The organism is Pseudoxanthomonas sp. USHLN014 (assembly GCF_037153335.1).
Taxonomy (GTDB): domain Bacteria; phylum Pseudomonadota; class Gammaproteobacteria; order Xanthomonadales; family Xanthomonadaceae; genus Pseudoxanthomonas_A; species Pseudoxanthomonas_A winnipegensis.
In genome coordinates, this window is the sequence record NZ_JBBCKO010000003.1 from 53,819 (window position 1) to 68,626 (window position 14,808).

Here is a 14,808-nt window from a genome sequence, read left to right on the forward strand (position 1 = left end):
GGAGGGGCCCAGCGTGCGTGGCAGCCGTTGTCTCTTCCGAGCGCATCGCGGCCTCCTTGTAGAGCGGAGCTTGCTCCGCTGGGCCTTCCCGATAATCCGGCCGAAACGCAGCGGAGCAAGCTCCGCTCTACCGGTGGAGGCCGCCCTTGTGGCCTCTTCGCCAATGGTGGCTCCAACGAACCGCGCTCCCCGCTCGCCTACAGCAGCGTCCCGCTCAAAATCAGCAGGGCAATGCTGAAGTAGATGACCAGGCCAGTGACGTCCACCAGCGTGGCCACGAACGGCGCCGAGGCGCTGGCCGGGTCGAAGCGCAGCCGCTGCAGCACGAACGGCAGCATCGAGCCGGCCAGTGAGCCGAAGGTCACGATGCCCACCAGCGCCGCGCCCACGGTCAGGGCCACCAGCGGCCAGTGCGGGCCGTAGTCGTAGATGCCCAGCTGCTGCCAGGCCACCACGCGCACGATGGCGATCACGCCCAGGATCGCGCCGAGCAGCATGCCGGTGGGCAGCTCGCGCAGGGCCACCTTCCACCAGTCGCGCAGGCGCAGCTCGCCCAGGGCCAGGGCGCGGATCAGCAGCGAGGTCGCCTGCGAGCCGGAGTTGCCGCCCGAGCTCATGATCAGCGGGATGAACAAGGTCAGCACCAGCGCCTTGTCCAGCTCGCCCTCGAAGTGCTGCATCGCGCTGGCGGTGAGCATCTCGCCCAGGAACAGCGCGCACAGCCAGCCGGCGCGCTTGCGGATCATCCGCCAGAAGCCGATCTGCATGTACGGCGCGTCCAGCGCCTCCATACCGCCGAACTTGTGCGCGTCCTCGGTGCTCTCCTCCATCATCGTGTCGATGATGTCGTCCACGGTGACGATGCCCAGCATGCGGCGCTGCTCGTCGACCACGGCCAGCGAGAGCAGGTCGTGGCGGCGGATCAGGCGCGCGACCTCCTGCTGGTCGGTCAGCGGCGAGACGGTGACCGGCGGATTGACCTGGGCCACGGTCAGGATGTTGTCGCCCGGCGCGCCGGTGATCAGCCGGCGCAAGGTGACCACCTGCTGCAGCACGTCGCTGCCGGGGGCGAGCACGTAGATGGCGTAGACGGTCTCGCGCTTGCGCTCGACCTCGCGCACGTGGTCCAGGGTCTGGGCCACGGTCCAGTCGGCGGGCACGCCGACGTATTCGGTGGTCATCAGCGCGCCGGCGGTGCGCGGGCGATAGCGCATCAGCTTCTGTATCGCGTGCGCGCTGGCCGGGGCGCAGGCGGCCAGGTCGGCCAGGACCGCGGCCTGGTCGGTCAGCTCCAGCGCCTGGACCACGTCGGCGGCGCGGTCGTCGGCCATGCCTTCGAGCACGCGCGCCCGGCGCGGCCGCGGCAGGGCCTGCAGCAGCTGCGGGGCGCGCAGCAGTTCGGGCGCTTCGAGCACGTTGATCGCGCGCTCATCGGACAGGCCGGCGAAGGTCGCATCGGCCAGGGCGGGCTTGAGCTTGTTGAGCCGCTCGACCACGTCGGCGGTGTTGAGCGGACGCAGCGCGTCCAGCTGGGCGGCCACCGGGTCGGTGGTCTTGAAGGAGAAGTGCTTCAGGTTCATCGGGACGGCCTGGTTGGGCAGCCGCAACGGCCGCCTGGCCGAACCCGATCAGGACTCAGCGCGCAGCCACCGTTGACGGCAGACAAGATCGACTGGAAGGGTCGCTGGGCATGAGGAGGAAAGCTTCACGAAAGGGACCGGCGCGCTGTGGCCTGCGCCGGGCGGGCGGAAGTCTGTGCCTGCATCCTCGAAGCGTCAACCACTTTCTCGCGATGCGGCATGGCCGATGGTCGCGGCGTTCAGGCCACGCGCAGCGAGGGCGGATAAGGCGGCGTGTCGGGATAGCGGTCCTGCGCCAGCGCGGCCTGCAGTTCGCGCCACCAGGCCGGGTCGAACAGCTGGCCATGCACCGCGCGCACGGCCTGGGTCAGCGCGGCGGGCAGGCCCATGAACTGCGCGAAGCGCTCGGGGAACACATCGCCCGGCGCGACATGGAACCAGGGCTCGTCGGCCATCTGTTCCTCGTAGCTCTGCGCCTTGGGCCAGTCGCGGAAACGGCAGTCGGTGATCAGCCGCACCTCGTCGTAGTCGTAGAACACCACCCGCCCATGGCGCGAGACGCCGAAGTTCTTCAGCAGCATGTCGCCGGGGAAGATGTTGTTGCGCGCCATGTCGACGATGGCCTGGCCGTAGTCCAGCGCCGCCGCGCGCGCGGCCTCGGCCGGCTGCTCGCGCAGATACAGGTTGAGCGGGCGCAGCCGGCGCTGCACGTAGCACAGGGCGATGATCACGTCCTCGCCCTCGAAGCTCAGGCTGCTGGCGCAGGTCTGCCGCAGCTCCTCCAGCAGCGCCGGGGCGAAGCGCGCCAGCGGGAAGCGCAGCGAGCGGTACGGCTGCGCATCGAGCAGGCGACCGACGCGGTCGCGGTTGAACACCAGCGCGTAGCGGTCCTCCACGTCCTGGCGCGTGACCTGCTTGGTCTCGGCGAAGCGGTCGCGGATCAGCTTGAACACCAGCGGATAGCTGGGCAGCGTGAACACCGCCATCACCAGGCCGCGCGTGCCCTCGGCCTGGATCAGCTGCTCGCCGGGATGGTCGTTGAAGTGGTGGTAGAAGGTGCGGAAGCGCTCGGTCTTGCCCTGCTTGGCGCGGCCCAGCACGGTGTACAGTTCGTCGATGGGCTTGTGCGGCAGCAGCGTGCGCAGGAACACCACCGCATCGCCCACCGTGGGCAGGTCGGCGTGGAAGTAGCTGCGCGAGATGCCGAACAGCTGGGCCACGTCCGCGCGCCGGGTCAGCACCGCGTCCACGCGCAGGCCGGCCTCGTCGTGGATCAGCGCGATCATGCACGGGGCGAAGCGCGTCTCGCCCAGCACGCGGCCGACCAGGTAGGCGCGGCGTTCGCGGTAGAACACCGTGTCCAGCAGCTCCACCGCGCGCACCGGCTCGCCCCAGCCGGTCAGGTCGTCGTGCAGGCGCACGGCGATGGCCGCCGCGCAGCGCGCCTGGTGCGCATAGGGCACGGCGAAGACGTAGTCGCCCAGCAGCCGGGCGAAGGTGTCCATCGGCCTGGTCTGCGAGACCAGGTAGTTGTGCCGCGCCACCGGATGGGTGATGGCCTCGGTGGGCGCGATGTCCAGCGCCACGAACTCGACCTGCGCATCCACGCCCTGGGTGCGGAAGAAGCGCCGGGTCAGGGTGTTGTAGAAGGTCTTGTACAGCTCACGGTCGATCTGGTTATCGATCAGCGCCGCGTAGCGCGCGCGGATGGCGTGCCACAGCGTGCGGTCGAACGCGCGCTGGCCCATCACCGCCTGCAGGCGCAGCCGGCACTCGTCCACGCAGGCGTCGTAGAGCGCGATGCGCTCGACCGCATCGTCGCGCGCGCCGTTCCAGTCGCGCTGCTCGAAGCGCGTCTTGGCGCGCCGGGTGATGTCCGCGAAGCGGGCGTGGTAATCGGCGAAGGCCTCGTCGATCAGGCTGGCGTAGGCGGCGGCGTCGTCCATGCGGGCGGCCCGGGGCAGGGGAGCGACAGCCTAGAGCATTCACACCACGATGGCGTCGTCGCGGCGCTCGGTCTCCAGCAGGGCCTGCACCTGCGCCAGGCTGGGCATGGCGGCGAAGGCGCCAGCGCGGGTGACCGCCAGCGCTCCGGTGGCCGCGGCGAAGCGCAGCGGTTCGTCGAGCGCCTCGGCATCCTCGGCCAGCGCCGCAAGTCCGGCCGCATCCACGCCGCGTCGGGCCAGCGCGAACAGCAGCCCGGCGACGAAGGCATCGCCGGCCGCGGTCGTGTCGCGCACGGTCACCTCGAAGCCCGCACGCTCGCCGCGCCCGGTGCGCGTGTACCAGCGCAGCGGCGCGCCGCCGTCGGTGATCACCAGCAGCCGCGTGTGGCCGGCCAGCAGCTGGGCGATCGCCGCCTCGTCGGTGGTCTGCAGGAACGCGGCCAGATAGGTCAGCTCCTCGCGCGAGAGCTTGACCAGGTCGGCCAGCGCCAGCGCCTGCGCGATGCGCTCGCCCGGCGTCACATCGGCCGGCCACAGCGCCGGGCGCAGGTTCATGTCGAAGCTGACCAGCGCCCCGGCCGCCCGCGCTCGGCGCATGCCGTCCAGGGTGGCCTGCGCGACGCCCTCGCCGGTCAGGCTGTTGGAACACGCGTGGAAGGTGCCGAGCGATTCGAAACACGCCGGCTGGAAGTGCGCGCTTTCGAACAGCAGGTCGGCCGACGGCGGCCGGTAGAAGCTGAAGCTGCGCTCGCCCTGGGCGTCCAGCGAGACGAAGGCCAGCGCGGTGCGCGCCGCGTCGGTGCGCTGGACGTGGCCCAGGTCCACGCCGGCCGCGGCCATGCGTTCGAGCAGGAAGTCGCCGAACAGGTCGCGCCCCAGCATGCCGACGAAGCACGCCGCGCCGCCCAGCCGGGCGATGCCGACGGCGACATTGGCCGGCGCGCCGCCGGCGTTCTGGTGGAAGGCGGTGGGCGCGTCGGGATGGCCGGTGGGCAGGCCGAGCATGTCGATGAGCGCTTCACCGAAGCAGACGATCTTGCGCATGACTCTCTCCTCAAGGATGGGCGCGTTCGCGCGCGGCGTCAGACGGGGCGGGACAGCCAGGCGAATCCCCACGGCCCCAGGTGCACGGCCGTGTCGGCGTGACGGGCCTGCCCGCCGGCGACCAGCGTCCAGGCGCCGTCGGACAGCACGTCCAGGCTCAGCGTGCAGTCCGCGTCGGAGAAGTTGCCGACGGCCAGGAAGTCCGCGCCGCGGCGCACCGCCAGCACGCGCGCATCGCCGGTGTCGACGGTGTCCAGCGGCTGGGTGCTGGCCAGCGCGGGCAGTCGCTTGCGGGTCGCGATCAGCGCGCGCAGGCCGGCCAGCGCCCGGCCATGCGGCGTGCCGGCGTCGGCCTGCGCCTGGGCCAGCAGGTCCCAGTCCATCGGCGGGCGGTGCAGCCAGCGGCCTTCGTCACGGCGCAGCGGGTCCGCGCGCCAGGTCGTATCGTTGCCCAGCGCCAGCTCATCGCCCATGTACAGCATCGGGATGCCGGGCATGGCCATGGCCAGCGAGTACAGCAGCAGCATGCGGTCGATCGCGCGCTGCGCCTGCGCCGGGTCGCCGGCCTCCTCGGCCGCCTGTAGCCCGCACAGCGCCGAGGCCATGCCGTTGCTGCCGTGCACGCCCTCGCCATCGCTCTGGAAGGACTCGCCCCGGGCGAAGGACCCGGGCGTGCGTCCGGCGTAGAAGCCTTCCACCTGCGCCAGCGAGAACGGCGCCAGCCCGGTCGCGCCCGAGGCCTCGGCGCGCAGCACGTTCCAGCCGATATCGTCGTGGCAGCGCACATAGGCCAGCCAGCCCGCGGCCGGCGGCAGCGGCGGCGTGCGCGCGATGACGTTGGCCACGATGTCGGCGCGCTGCAGCGCCAGCGCCGACCAGCCGGCCGCCATCAGCGAGCTGTGGTAGGCCAGATGGCATTCCTCGCCCGCGTGCGCGCCCTGGCCGAAGTAGGGCGGCAGCTGGTCCATCGGCACGATGGCCTCGGCCTTGAGCGCCACGCAGGGCGCGGCGATGTCCACCAGCGCGCGCAGCGCACGCAGGATGACGTGGGTCTCGGGCTGGTTCATGCAGTCGGTGCCCGGCCGCTTCCACAGATAGGCGGTGGAATCCAGGCGGAACACCTCCACGCCCAGGTTGGCCAGCTCCAGCAGCGCCAGCGCCATGTCGCCGAAGACGTGCGGATTGCGCCAGTCCAGGTCCCACTGGAACGGGTAGAACGTGGTCCACGCCCAGGCCTGCGCGTCTTCGACCCAGCTGAAGTTGCCCGGCGCGGTGCGCGGGAAGACCTGACCCAGCGTGCGCTCGTAGGCATCGGGCACGCGGCGGTCGGGATAGAGGTGGTAGTAGTCGCGGTAGTGCGCATCGCCGGCGCGCGCGGCCTGTGCCCAGGCGTGGTCGTCGGCGGTATGGTTGAGGACGAAGTCCGCGCACAGGCTGATGCCGGCCGCGCGCAGCTGCGCGGTCAGGGCGCGCAGGTCGTCGTTGCTGCCCAGGCGCGGATCGACCTGCCCATAGTCGCTGACCGCGAAGCCGCCGTCGCTGTCGCCCGGCCGCATGCGCAGGAACGGCAGCAGGTGCAGATAACGCACGCCCAGGTCCTGCAGGTACGGCACGCGCGCGGTCAGCCCGCGCAGGTCGCCGGCGAAGCGGTCCACATAGGTGCTGTAGCCGGCCATGTCCGGCTGGCCGAACCAGTCCGGCGCGCGGGTGGCATCCAGCTGCGCCAGCGCCTGCGGCCGCTGCCCCATCTTCGCCGCCACCGCCTGCAGCCAGGACGACAGCCAGCCGGCGTAGTCGGGATGGTCGCCGTACAGCGCGCGCAACGCCTCGAGCAGGCGCGGCGCGTGCCGCGCCCAGCGCGGGCCAAGCGCCAGGCCCTCCAGGTCGGGCGCATCGGAAACGAGGGTGGCGCGTGGGGCAGGCGTGGGGGTCATGATGGCGCCGCGCCCGGGCGGGCGCGGCAGGCTCCTTGGGTGATGGATCAGAAGTCGTAGCGCAGGCCGAGGCTGGCGGTACGCCCGGCGATCGAGCGGGCGCGGATGATGTCGTCGCCCGGGATGCTGGCTTCTTCCGCCTCGGTCAGGCCGAAGGCGTTGAACAGGTTGTTGACGCTGGCCGAGAGCGTCAGCGCGCTGGTGATGTGGTAGTTGGCGAACAGGTTGACCTGCGTATAGCCGGGCATCTTCAGCTGGTTGGAATCCTGCGTATAGGCCGAGGTCGTGCCGATCAGGTTGACGCCGGCCTCGTAGCGCTCGCCGCGGTAGCTCGGGGTGAGCTGCCAGACGAACTTGGCCTGGCGGCGCGGGGTGTTGCCGACGTTGCTCGGGGTGATCTGGTCCTTGTCGATCTTCGCGTCGGTCCAGGTCAGGCCGCCGTTGAGGCCGAAACCGCCGGTGCGATAGGCCGCCTCCAGCTCCAGGCCGTGCGCCTTGTAGCTGCGGTTGAGGAAGCGCTGGCTGGTGGCCTCGTAGTTCTGCTCCTGGGTGTGCGCGGCGAAGGCGGTGGCGAACAGGCTCAGGCCGCCGCTGCGCCACTTCAGGCCGCCCTCGAGCTGCTTGACGAAGTTCACCGCCTCGCTGGAGGACACCGAGCCGTCGTCGCGCACGATGCCGAACAGCAGGCGGTCGGCGTTGGCGCGCGCGCCGCGGCTGTAGCGGGCGAACGCCGCCAGGTCGTCGTTGATCAGGTAGTTGCCGCCGAAGGAGTAGGACAGGTAGTTCCAGTCGTAGTCCACCGGCTTGCGGTTGGCGTAGTCGATCACCGCCACCTGCTGCTCGGGCGCCTCGATGACGCCATCGCCGTTGACGTCCATCGCGGTGGTCGTGGCGGCCGCGTAGGTGCCGCGCGCGGTGCCCATGTCGTAGCGCAGGCTGCCGTCCAGCGACAGCGGGCCCTGGTCCCAGGTCAGCGCCACGTAGGGCGCGTTGACGGTGTAGCGGGTGTCGTAGTTGCGCGTGCAGCAGTTGCCCCAGTAGGGCTGGCCGTAGGCGTACACGCCGTTCTGCGACAGCGAGGCGCCGGCGGCGTTGTACACGTCCAGCAGCCGCGCGCGGTGCTCCAGCGACTGCACGTACGAGGTCCACAGCCAGTCCACGTCGATCACCTGGCGCGAGGAGTACAGGCCGGCCTTCAGGTCGAGCGTGCCGCCGTCGCCGGCGGCGAAGCTGCGGGTCAGGTTGAGGTCGTTGGTCGTGTTGTTCAGGTCGTTGAGCTTGACGTTGAACAGCATGGTGCGCACCGCCATGCCGGTGTAGGCCTGGCCGGCGCCGGGGCCGCTGGCGACCTGCAGGCGCGAGCCGGCGCCGCCGATCTCCGCGGCCAGGGTCGCCGCGTCGGTCACCTCGGCCGGGAACGGCGCGACGAAGCGCCCGGAGTTGTCGGCGAAGCGGAAGCGGTCGGTCAGCGTCCAGCCGCCCAGGTCGAACTGCGCCTCGGCGCCGATCGCCTGCGACTTGGGATGCATGCCGTCGCCCAGCTGCACCGTCTCGGGGCGGTTGTCGCCGTTCAGCGCCAGGGTGCGGCGGATGTAGGGGCTGTAGAGCGTGTCGCTGCCGGCATCGAAGCCGGGCAGGTCGTAGAAGTGCGGCGAGCCGTCGCTGCCGCGCACGCCCACCGGCGCGGGCAGGTAGCCGGCGGCGCGATCGTCCAGGTACTTGCCGTAGACGCGCACATAGCCGTTCTCGAACAGGCGGGTGAGGTTGGCCTTGAGCTGGCCGCCCTTGTCGGTGGCGAAGCCCGCATCGCGCACGCCGTCGCCGCGGCGGTAGAAGCCGCCGACGTTGAACTGCCAGTGCTCGGCGAAGGGCTGGCCGTAGTCGAAGTCCAGGCGCGTGTTGTCCCAGTCGCCCAGGCCGCGGGTGATGCCGACGCTGCCGCCGCGGCTCTCGCCGGTCTTGCTGATGAAGTTGACGATGCCGCCGGGCGAGTTGGAGGCCATGGTCGAGGCCGAACCGCCGCGGATGGCCTCGATGCGTTCGACGGTGTTGTCCGCGCGCAGGAAGATGTCGGCGTTGCCGAAGGCGATGTCGCCGAACTCCATCACCGGCAGGCCGTCCTCGTGCAGCTGCAGGAACTTGGCGCCGCCGGAGGCGACCGGCAGGCCGCGCACGGCGATGTTGGCGTTGCCCTCGCCGCCGCTGGACTCCGAGCGGATGCCGGGGATGTTGCGCAGGATCTCGGCACTGGAGCGCGGCGCGGACTGCTCGATCGCCTCGGCGCCCACCGTGCTGACCGACACCGCGCTGCGCAGCTTGGTCTTGGCGCTGGTGGTGCCGGTGACGAAGACCATGTCCAGGTTGGTGGCGCCGTCGGCGGGCGAGACGGTCGCCGAGGCGGCCTGCTGGGCCAGCGCGGCCGGCGCGGCCAGGGCCGCGCTCACCGCGCAGGCCAGGACGTGGATGCGACATGTGGTCTTGATGGACATCGGATTACCCCTCTCACGGTTCGTGGTGTTTGGCGTGATACGCGCACCTGACCGTCCCTCCCCGGGCCGGGCCGACCGGATGGCCGGCGGTGTGGCGGCGGAGTATTGGGGTTTTGCAATCGATTGCAACTTGCACTGCAGCATCGATAGATTGCAAATGAATGTCCTCGCGATTGCAAGGATTTCTTGCTGCGCTGCGTCGTTACAAACGATTGCAAAGCTCGCAGGCTATGTAGCGCCGGCCCTGCCGGACCCGCCTCCCGTTCTCCAAGGCAACGGCATGTCCTCGCGTCCCACCACGTTCCCGCTCATGCGCCTGCTGCTGCTCAACGCCGGCTTCTTCGGCGTGCAGTACAGCTTCGGGCTGCAGCAGAGCAACATGAGCCCGATCTACAGCTACCTGGGCGCCGACCACGCCAGCCTGCCGTACCTGTGGCTGGCCGGCCCGGTGACCGGGCTGGTGCTGCAGCCGCTGGTCGGCGCGATCAGCGACCGCACCAGCACGCGCTGGGGGCGGCGGCTGCCCTTCATCGTGCTCGGCGCGCTGGTGTGCAGCCTGTGCCTGCTGACCATGCCCTTCAGCACCGCGCTGTGGATGGCGGTGTGCCTGCTGTGGGTGCTGGATGCGGCCAACAACGTGGCGATGGAGCCGTATCGCGCGCTGGTCAGCGATGTGCTCACGCCCGAGCAGCGCCCGCTCGGGTTCCTGACCCAGAGCGCGTTCACCGGCCTGGGCCAGACCCTGGCCTATCTGACGCCCTCGCTGCTGGTGTGGTTCGGCATGGACCAGGACGCGGCCAACAGCCACCACATCCCTTACGTCACCATCGCCGCGTTCGTGATCGGCGCGGCGTTCTCGGCCGGCTCGATCCTGCTCACCGCGCGCAGCGTGCGCGAGCCGCAGCCCACGCCCGCCGAGCGCGCGCGCCTGCGCCAGGGCGGGCAGGGCCTGGGCGCGGCGCTGCGCGAGATCGTCTGCGCGCTGCGCGAGATGCCGCCGACCATGCGCCAGCTGGCGCCGGTGATGCTGTTCCAGTGGTATGCGATGTTCTGCTACTGGCAGTACATCGTGCTGTCGCTGTCGACCACGCTGTTCGGCACCACCGATCCGGCCTCGCACGCATTCCGCCAGGCCGGGCTGATCAACGGGCAGATCGGCAGCTTCTACAACTTCGTCGCCTTCGTGGCGGCCTTCGCGATGGTGCCGTTCACGCGGCGCTTCGGCCCCAAGCCGACCCACGCGGCCTGCCTGACCGCGGCCGGCATCGGCATGCTGCTGCTGCCGGTCATCCAGGACCGCTGGCTGCTGCTGCTGCCGATGATCGGCATCGGCCTGGCCTGGGCCAGCATGATGGGCAATCCCTATCTGATGCTGGCCGAGCGCATCCCGCCCGAGCGCACCGGCGTGTACATGGGGCTGTTCAACCTGTTCATCGTGCTGCCGATGCTGATCCAGATCCTGACCCTGCCGCTGTACTTCGACCGCCTGCTCGGCGGCGATGCGCGCAACGTGATCCGGCTGGCCGGGGCGCTGCTGCTGGCCGCGGCGGTGTCGATGCTGTTCGTCGGCGTGCAGCGCGTGCGCGCGCCGCGGGCCAGCGCCGCGCGTTCAAGCGCGGGCGCGGGCTATCCAGGCGTGGAAGAGCGGCGCTAGGCCGACTCGCGCACCACCAGCTGCACCGGCATCTCCAGCGAATCGGCGGTGCCGCCGTCGACCAGGGCCAGCAGGCGATCGACCATGTGGCGCGCGGCCAGCGTCAGGTCCTGACGCACCGTGGTCAGCGGCGGCTGGCTGTAGCTGGCCAGCGGCAGATCGTCGAAGCCCACCAGCGAGACGTCCTGCGGCACGCGCAGGCCGGCCTCGGCCAGCGCGCGGATCGCGCCGAGCGCGATCAGGTCCGAGGCCGCGAACACCCCGTCCGGCGGGTCGGCCTTCTTCAGCATCGCGCGGGTCAGCCGGTAGGCGTCCTCGCTGACGAAGTGGCTGCGCGCGTGCAGGCGCGGATCGAACGCCAGCCCGTGCTGTTCCAGCATCGCCCGATAGCCGGCGAAGCGCGGCGCGACCTCGGGCAGCTGCTCGTCGCCGAGGAAGGCGATACGCCGGCGCCCGGCCTCGATCAGGTGCGCGGTCGCCAGCTCGCCGCCGCGCCGATTGTCGCTGCCGACGCTGACATAGGCCTGCCCGGGCATGCGGCTGCCCCAGACGACCATCGGCCAGCCCTCGCGCGCGGCGGCGTTCATCGCCTCGTGCTCGGAGCTCTGGCCCAGCATCACCAGCCCGTCGGCGCGGCTGCTGCGCGCCAGCCGCTCGACCCAGCCGTCCTGGTGCCGGTCCACCTTGGACAGCAGCATGCTGTAGCCGTTGCCGGTCAGCTCCTCGGCCAGCAGCGCCAGCATGGTCATCATGAAGGGGTCCGACAGCGGCTGCTCGAAGGCATGCATCAGCGGCACGGCCACGCAGATGGTGTTGGAGCGCCGCGAGCGCAGGCTGCGCGCGACCGGGTCCACCTGGTAGCCGGCGCGCGCGGCGAGCTGCTTGACGTAGGCGCGGGTGCGCTCGGCGACCAGCGGGTTGTCGGCCAGCGCGCGCGAGACGGTTGACTCGGACACGCCCGCCATGCGGGCGATGTCGGCCATCTGCACCTTGGCGCGCGGCGCGTCGCCGGACCGGGAGGGTTTGTCGGACATGGAGGGCGCGGTTGGGCCTTCTTGGGCTGATCACCTTACTGCATGGATGCCGCCGCGCCGCCGACGCTCTTGCCGTCGTTCCCGCGCACGCGGGAACCCAGCGACGTTCCCGCAGGCGCCAAGGTCACCCGGTCCCGCCTTCGCGAAAACCGGCGGCCCTGGTGCTCAGTCCTGGTCTTCCGGCGGCGGCGTCAGCCCATCCGGATCCACCGACAGGCGCCCGGCCATCAGCACGGCCTGGGTGCGGTTGGTGACGCCGAGCTTGCGCAGGATCGCGGTGACGTGCGCCTTGATGGTGGCCTCGGACACGCCCAGGTCGTAGGCGATCTGCTTGTTGAGCCGGCCGGCGCCGAGCATCTGCAGCACGCGGAACTGCTGCGGGGTCAGGTCGCGCAGGCGCTGGGCGACCTCCTGCTCGTCGCGGCCGATGGCCGGCGCGTTGTGCGCCTCCTCCGGCGCCCAGCGCTCGCCGTCCAGCACCAGGCCGATGGCCTCGCCGATGGTGTCCGAGTCGGCCGACTTGGGGATGAAGCCCAGCGCGCCGTGGTCCAGCGCGCGGCGCATCACCGACGGTTCCTCGCGCGCGGACACCACCACCACCGGCAGCTGCGGATGCAGCGCGCGCAGGTGCACCAGCGCATTGAAGCCGTGCGCGCCGGGCATGTTGAGGTCCAGCAGGAGCAGGTCGGCGTCCGGGTTGGCCTCGACCAGCGCGTACAGCGCATCGACGCTGTCGGCCTCGTGTAGGGACACGCCGGGCAGCACGCGCTGCACGGCGCCGCGCAGGGCCTCCCGGAACAGGGGATGGTCGTCGGCGATGAGCAGTGTGGTCATGGAGGCGGGGGGCGTGGGGACGGAAGCGTCCGACGCGTCGTGCGCCGTACGACTGGCATAGTGCCAGACCAGGCGATCGGCTTTCGATGCTTCCTTGCCCACGGCCGCCATCACGTCTTATTTGACCTTGCGCTCGGACACCAGCGAATCGACGACCGAGGGGTCGGCCAGGGTCGAGGTGTCGCCGAGCTGGTCGGGCGCGTTCTCGGCGATCTTGCGCAGGATGCGGCGCATGATCTTGCCCGAGCGCGTCTTGGGCAGGCCCGGCGCCCACTGCAGGTGGTCGGGCGAGGCGATCGGGCCGATCTCCTTGCGCACGTGGGCGATCAGCTCCTTGTGCAGCTCCTCGCTGGGCGCCTCGCCGGCCACCAGGGTGACGTAGGCGTAGATGCCCTGGCCCTTGATGTCGTGCGGGAAGCCCACCACCGCCGCCTCGGCCACCTTGGGATGCGAGACCAGCGCGCTTTCCACCTCGGCCGTGCCGATGCGGTGGCCGGAGACGTTGATGACATCGTCCACGCGGCCGGTGATCCAGTAGTAGCCATCGGCATCGCGGCGGCAGCCGTCGCCGGTGAAGTAGGTGCCCGGATAGGTGCGGAAATAGGTATCGATGAAGCGCTGGTGGTCGCCGTAGACCGTGCGCATCTGGCCCGGCCAGGAGTCCTTGATCACCAGGTTGCCCTCGGCCGCGCCGTCCAGCTCGGCGCCGTTGGCGTCCACCAGCGCCGGCTGCACGCCGAAGAAGGGCACGGTGGCCGAGCCGGGCTTGAGCGGGGTGGCGCCGGGGATCGGCGTGATCATGTGGCCGCCGGTCTCGGTCTGCCACCAGGTGTCCACGATCGGGCAGCGGGAATCGCCGACCACCTCGTAATACCAGCGCCAGGCCTCGGGGTTGATCGGCTCGCCGACCGTGCCGAGCAGGCGCAGGCTCTTGCGCGAGGTCTTCTTCACCGGCGCGTCGCCATCGCGCATCAGCGCGCGGATCGCGGTGGGCGCGGTGTAGAACAGGGTGACCTGGTGCTTGTCCACGACCTCCCAGAAGCGCGAGTTGCTCGGGTAGTTGGGCACGCCTTCGAAGATCAGCGAGGTGGCGCCGTTGGCCAGCGGGCCGTAGACGATGTAGCTGTGGCCGGTGACCCAGCCCACGTCGGCCGTGCACCAGTAGATGTCGTCCTCCTTCAGGTCGAACACCACCTCGTGCGTGTAGGCCGCCCACAGCAGGTAGCCGCCGGTGGTGTGCAGCACGCCCTTGGGCTTGCCGGTGCTGCCGGAGGTGTAGAGGATGAACAGCGGATCCTCGGCGTTCATGCGCTCGGGCTCGCAGGTCTCCGGCTGGCCCTCGACCACGTCGTGGAACCAGCGGTCGCGCGGGGCCTGCATCTGCACCGCGCCGCCGGTGTGGCGCACCACCAGCACGGTCTCCACGCTGTTGGTGCCGGGCAGCTTGAGCGCGGCATCGACATTGGCCTTGAGCGGCACCTTCTTGCTGCCGCGCAGGCCTTCGTCGGCGGTGATGATCAGCTTGCTGCCGCAGTCGGACACGCGATCGGCGATGGAGTTGGGCGCGAAGCCGCCGAACACCACCGAGTGCACCGCGCCGATGCGCGCGCAGGCCAGCATCGCCACGGCCGCGTCGGGGATCATCGGCAGGTAGATGGTGACCCGGTCGCCCTTGGCCACGCCCAGCTTGCGCAGCGCGTTGGCCAGCTTGCACACGCGCGCATGCAGCTCGCGATAGGTCACACCAACACTCTGGCTGTCGGGGCTGTCGGGTTCGAACAGCAGGGCGATCTTGTCGCCGCGCTTCTCCAGCTGGCGGTCCAGGCAGTTGACGCTGGCGTTGAGTTCGCCATCGGCGAACCAGTTGATGCGGAAGTCGTCGATGTCGAAGCTGACGTCCTTGATCTGCGTCGGCGCCTTCATCCAGTCCAGTCGCTGCGCCGCCTTGGCCCAGAACGCGTCGGGTGCTTCCACCGACGCCTTGTAGTCGCGCGCATAGGCCTGCGCATCGACCAGGGCCTGGCTGGCGAATGCGGGATCGACGGGATACAGATCAGACATGGAATCTCCTTACCTCATCTTGCTTGGAACGTGGCGGATGGACCAACCGTTGCGGGGTGCGGCCAGCGACTTGTCGAGGCCTTGAAGTTTGACCGATCCACTGTTTGCGCAGTGCAGCAGCTGGCTTAGACCATGGTCTTAAAGCCCTTGTTTTGAGACCAAAGGCGAATGGTGGGCGCTGTCATGCGTGCGCAATCTGCGGCGCACATCGCGCTCTCGCAAAGGGGAGGGC

9 protein-coding genes are annotated in these 14,808 nt (G+C 70.4%); 1 reads left to right on the forward strand and 8 read right to left on the reverse strand.

Annotation, left to right across the window (positions count from 1 at the left end; all coding sequences use genetic code 11):
* Positions 1-197: 197 nt before the first annotated feature.
* The 5 genes from mgtE to WFQ05_RS07325 all read right to left on the reverse strand — a co-directional run bounded on the left by mgtE (position 198) and on the right by WFQ05_RS07325 (position 8,993).
* Complete coding sequence (mgtE, locus tag WFQ05_RS07305) at positions 198-1,580, reverse strand: magnesium transporter (RefSeq protein ID WP_130524556.1); 1,383 nt, start codon at positions 1,578-1,580, stop codon at positions 198-200.
* Between the two features lie 239 nt (positions 1,581-1,819).
* Positions 1,820-3,526: a bifunctional isocitrate dehydrogenase kinase/phosphatase gene (gene aceK, locus WFQ05_RS07310; protein WP_130524557.1), complete on the reverse strand. Its 1,707-nt coding sequence runs from the start codon at positions 3,524-3,526 to the stop codon at positions 1,820-1,822.
* A 39-nt stretch (positions 3,527-3,565) separates the two neighbouring features.
* Positions 3,566-4,570, reverse strand: a complete 1,005-nt coding sequence (locus WFQ05_RS07315) for a carbohydrate kinase (RefSeq protein WP_130524558.1) — start codon at positions 4,568-4,570, stop codon at positions 3,566-3,568.
* Between the two features lie 38 nt (positions 4,571-4,608).
* Positions 4,609-6,504 (reverse strand): amylosucrase, encoded by a 1,896-nt coding sequence (locus WFQ05_RS07320; RefSeq protein ID WP_337053299.1) that lies wholly within the window; start codon positions 6,502-6,504, stop codon positions 4,609-4,611.
* Positions 6,505-6,551: 47 nt separating this feature from the next.
* Positions 6,552-8,993 (reverse strand): TonB-dependent receptor, encoded by a 2,442-nt coding sequence (locus WFQ05_RS07325; protein ID WP_337053300.1) that lies wholly within the window; start codon positions 8,991-8,993, stop codon positions 6,552-6,554.
* 280 nt (positions 8,994-9,273) lie between these two features.
* Here WFQ05_RS07325 and WFQ05_RS07330 point away from each other — a divergent pair, with 280 nt between their 5' ends.
* Entirely contained in the window at positions 9,274-10,647 is a 1,374-nt protein-coding gene (locus WFQ05_RS07330; protein ID WP_337053301.1) for an MFS transporter, read from the forward strand.
* Here WFQ05_RS07330 and WFQ05_RS07335 read toward each other — a convergent pair.
* The 3 genes from WFQ05_RS07335 to acs all read right to left on the reverse strand — a co-directional run bounded on the left by WFQ05_RS07335 (position 10,644) and on the right by acs (position 14,576).
* On the reverse strand, positions 10,644-11,681 hold the full coding sequence (locus WFQ05_RS07335; RefSeq protein ID WP_337053302.1) for a LacI family DNA-binding transcriptional regulator: 1,038 nt from the start codon (positions 11,679-11,681) through the stop codon (positions 10,644-10,646). The genes WFQ05_RS07330 and WFQ05_RS07335 overlap by 4 nt on opposite strands.
* A 165-nt stretch (positions 11,682-11,846) precedes the next feature.
* Positions 11,847-12,515 (reverse strand): response regulator transcription factor, encoded by a 669-nt coding sequence (locus tag WFQ05_RS07340; protein WP_130520703.1) that lies wholly within the window; start codon positions 12,513-12,515, stop codon positions 11,847-11,849.
* Between the two features lie 117 nt (positions 12,516-12,632).
* Positions 12,633-14,576 carry an acetate--CoA ligase gene (acs, locus tag WFQ05_RS07345; protein WP_337053303.1) on the reverse strand — a complete coding sequence of 648 codons (1,944 nt, stop codon included), beginning with the start codon at positions 14,574-14,576 and terminating at the stop codon, positions 12,633-12,635.
* Between the last annotated feature and the right edge of the window lie 232 nt (positions 14,577-14,808).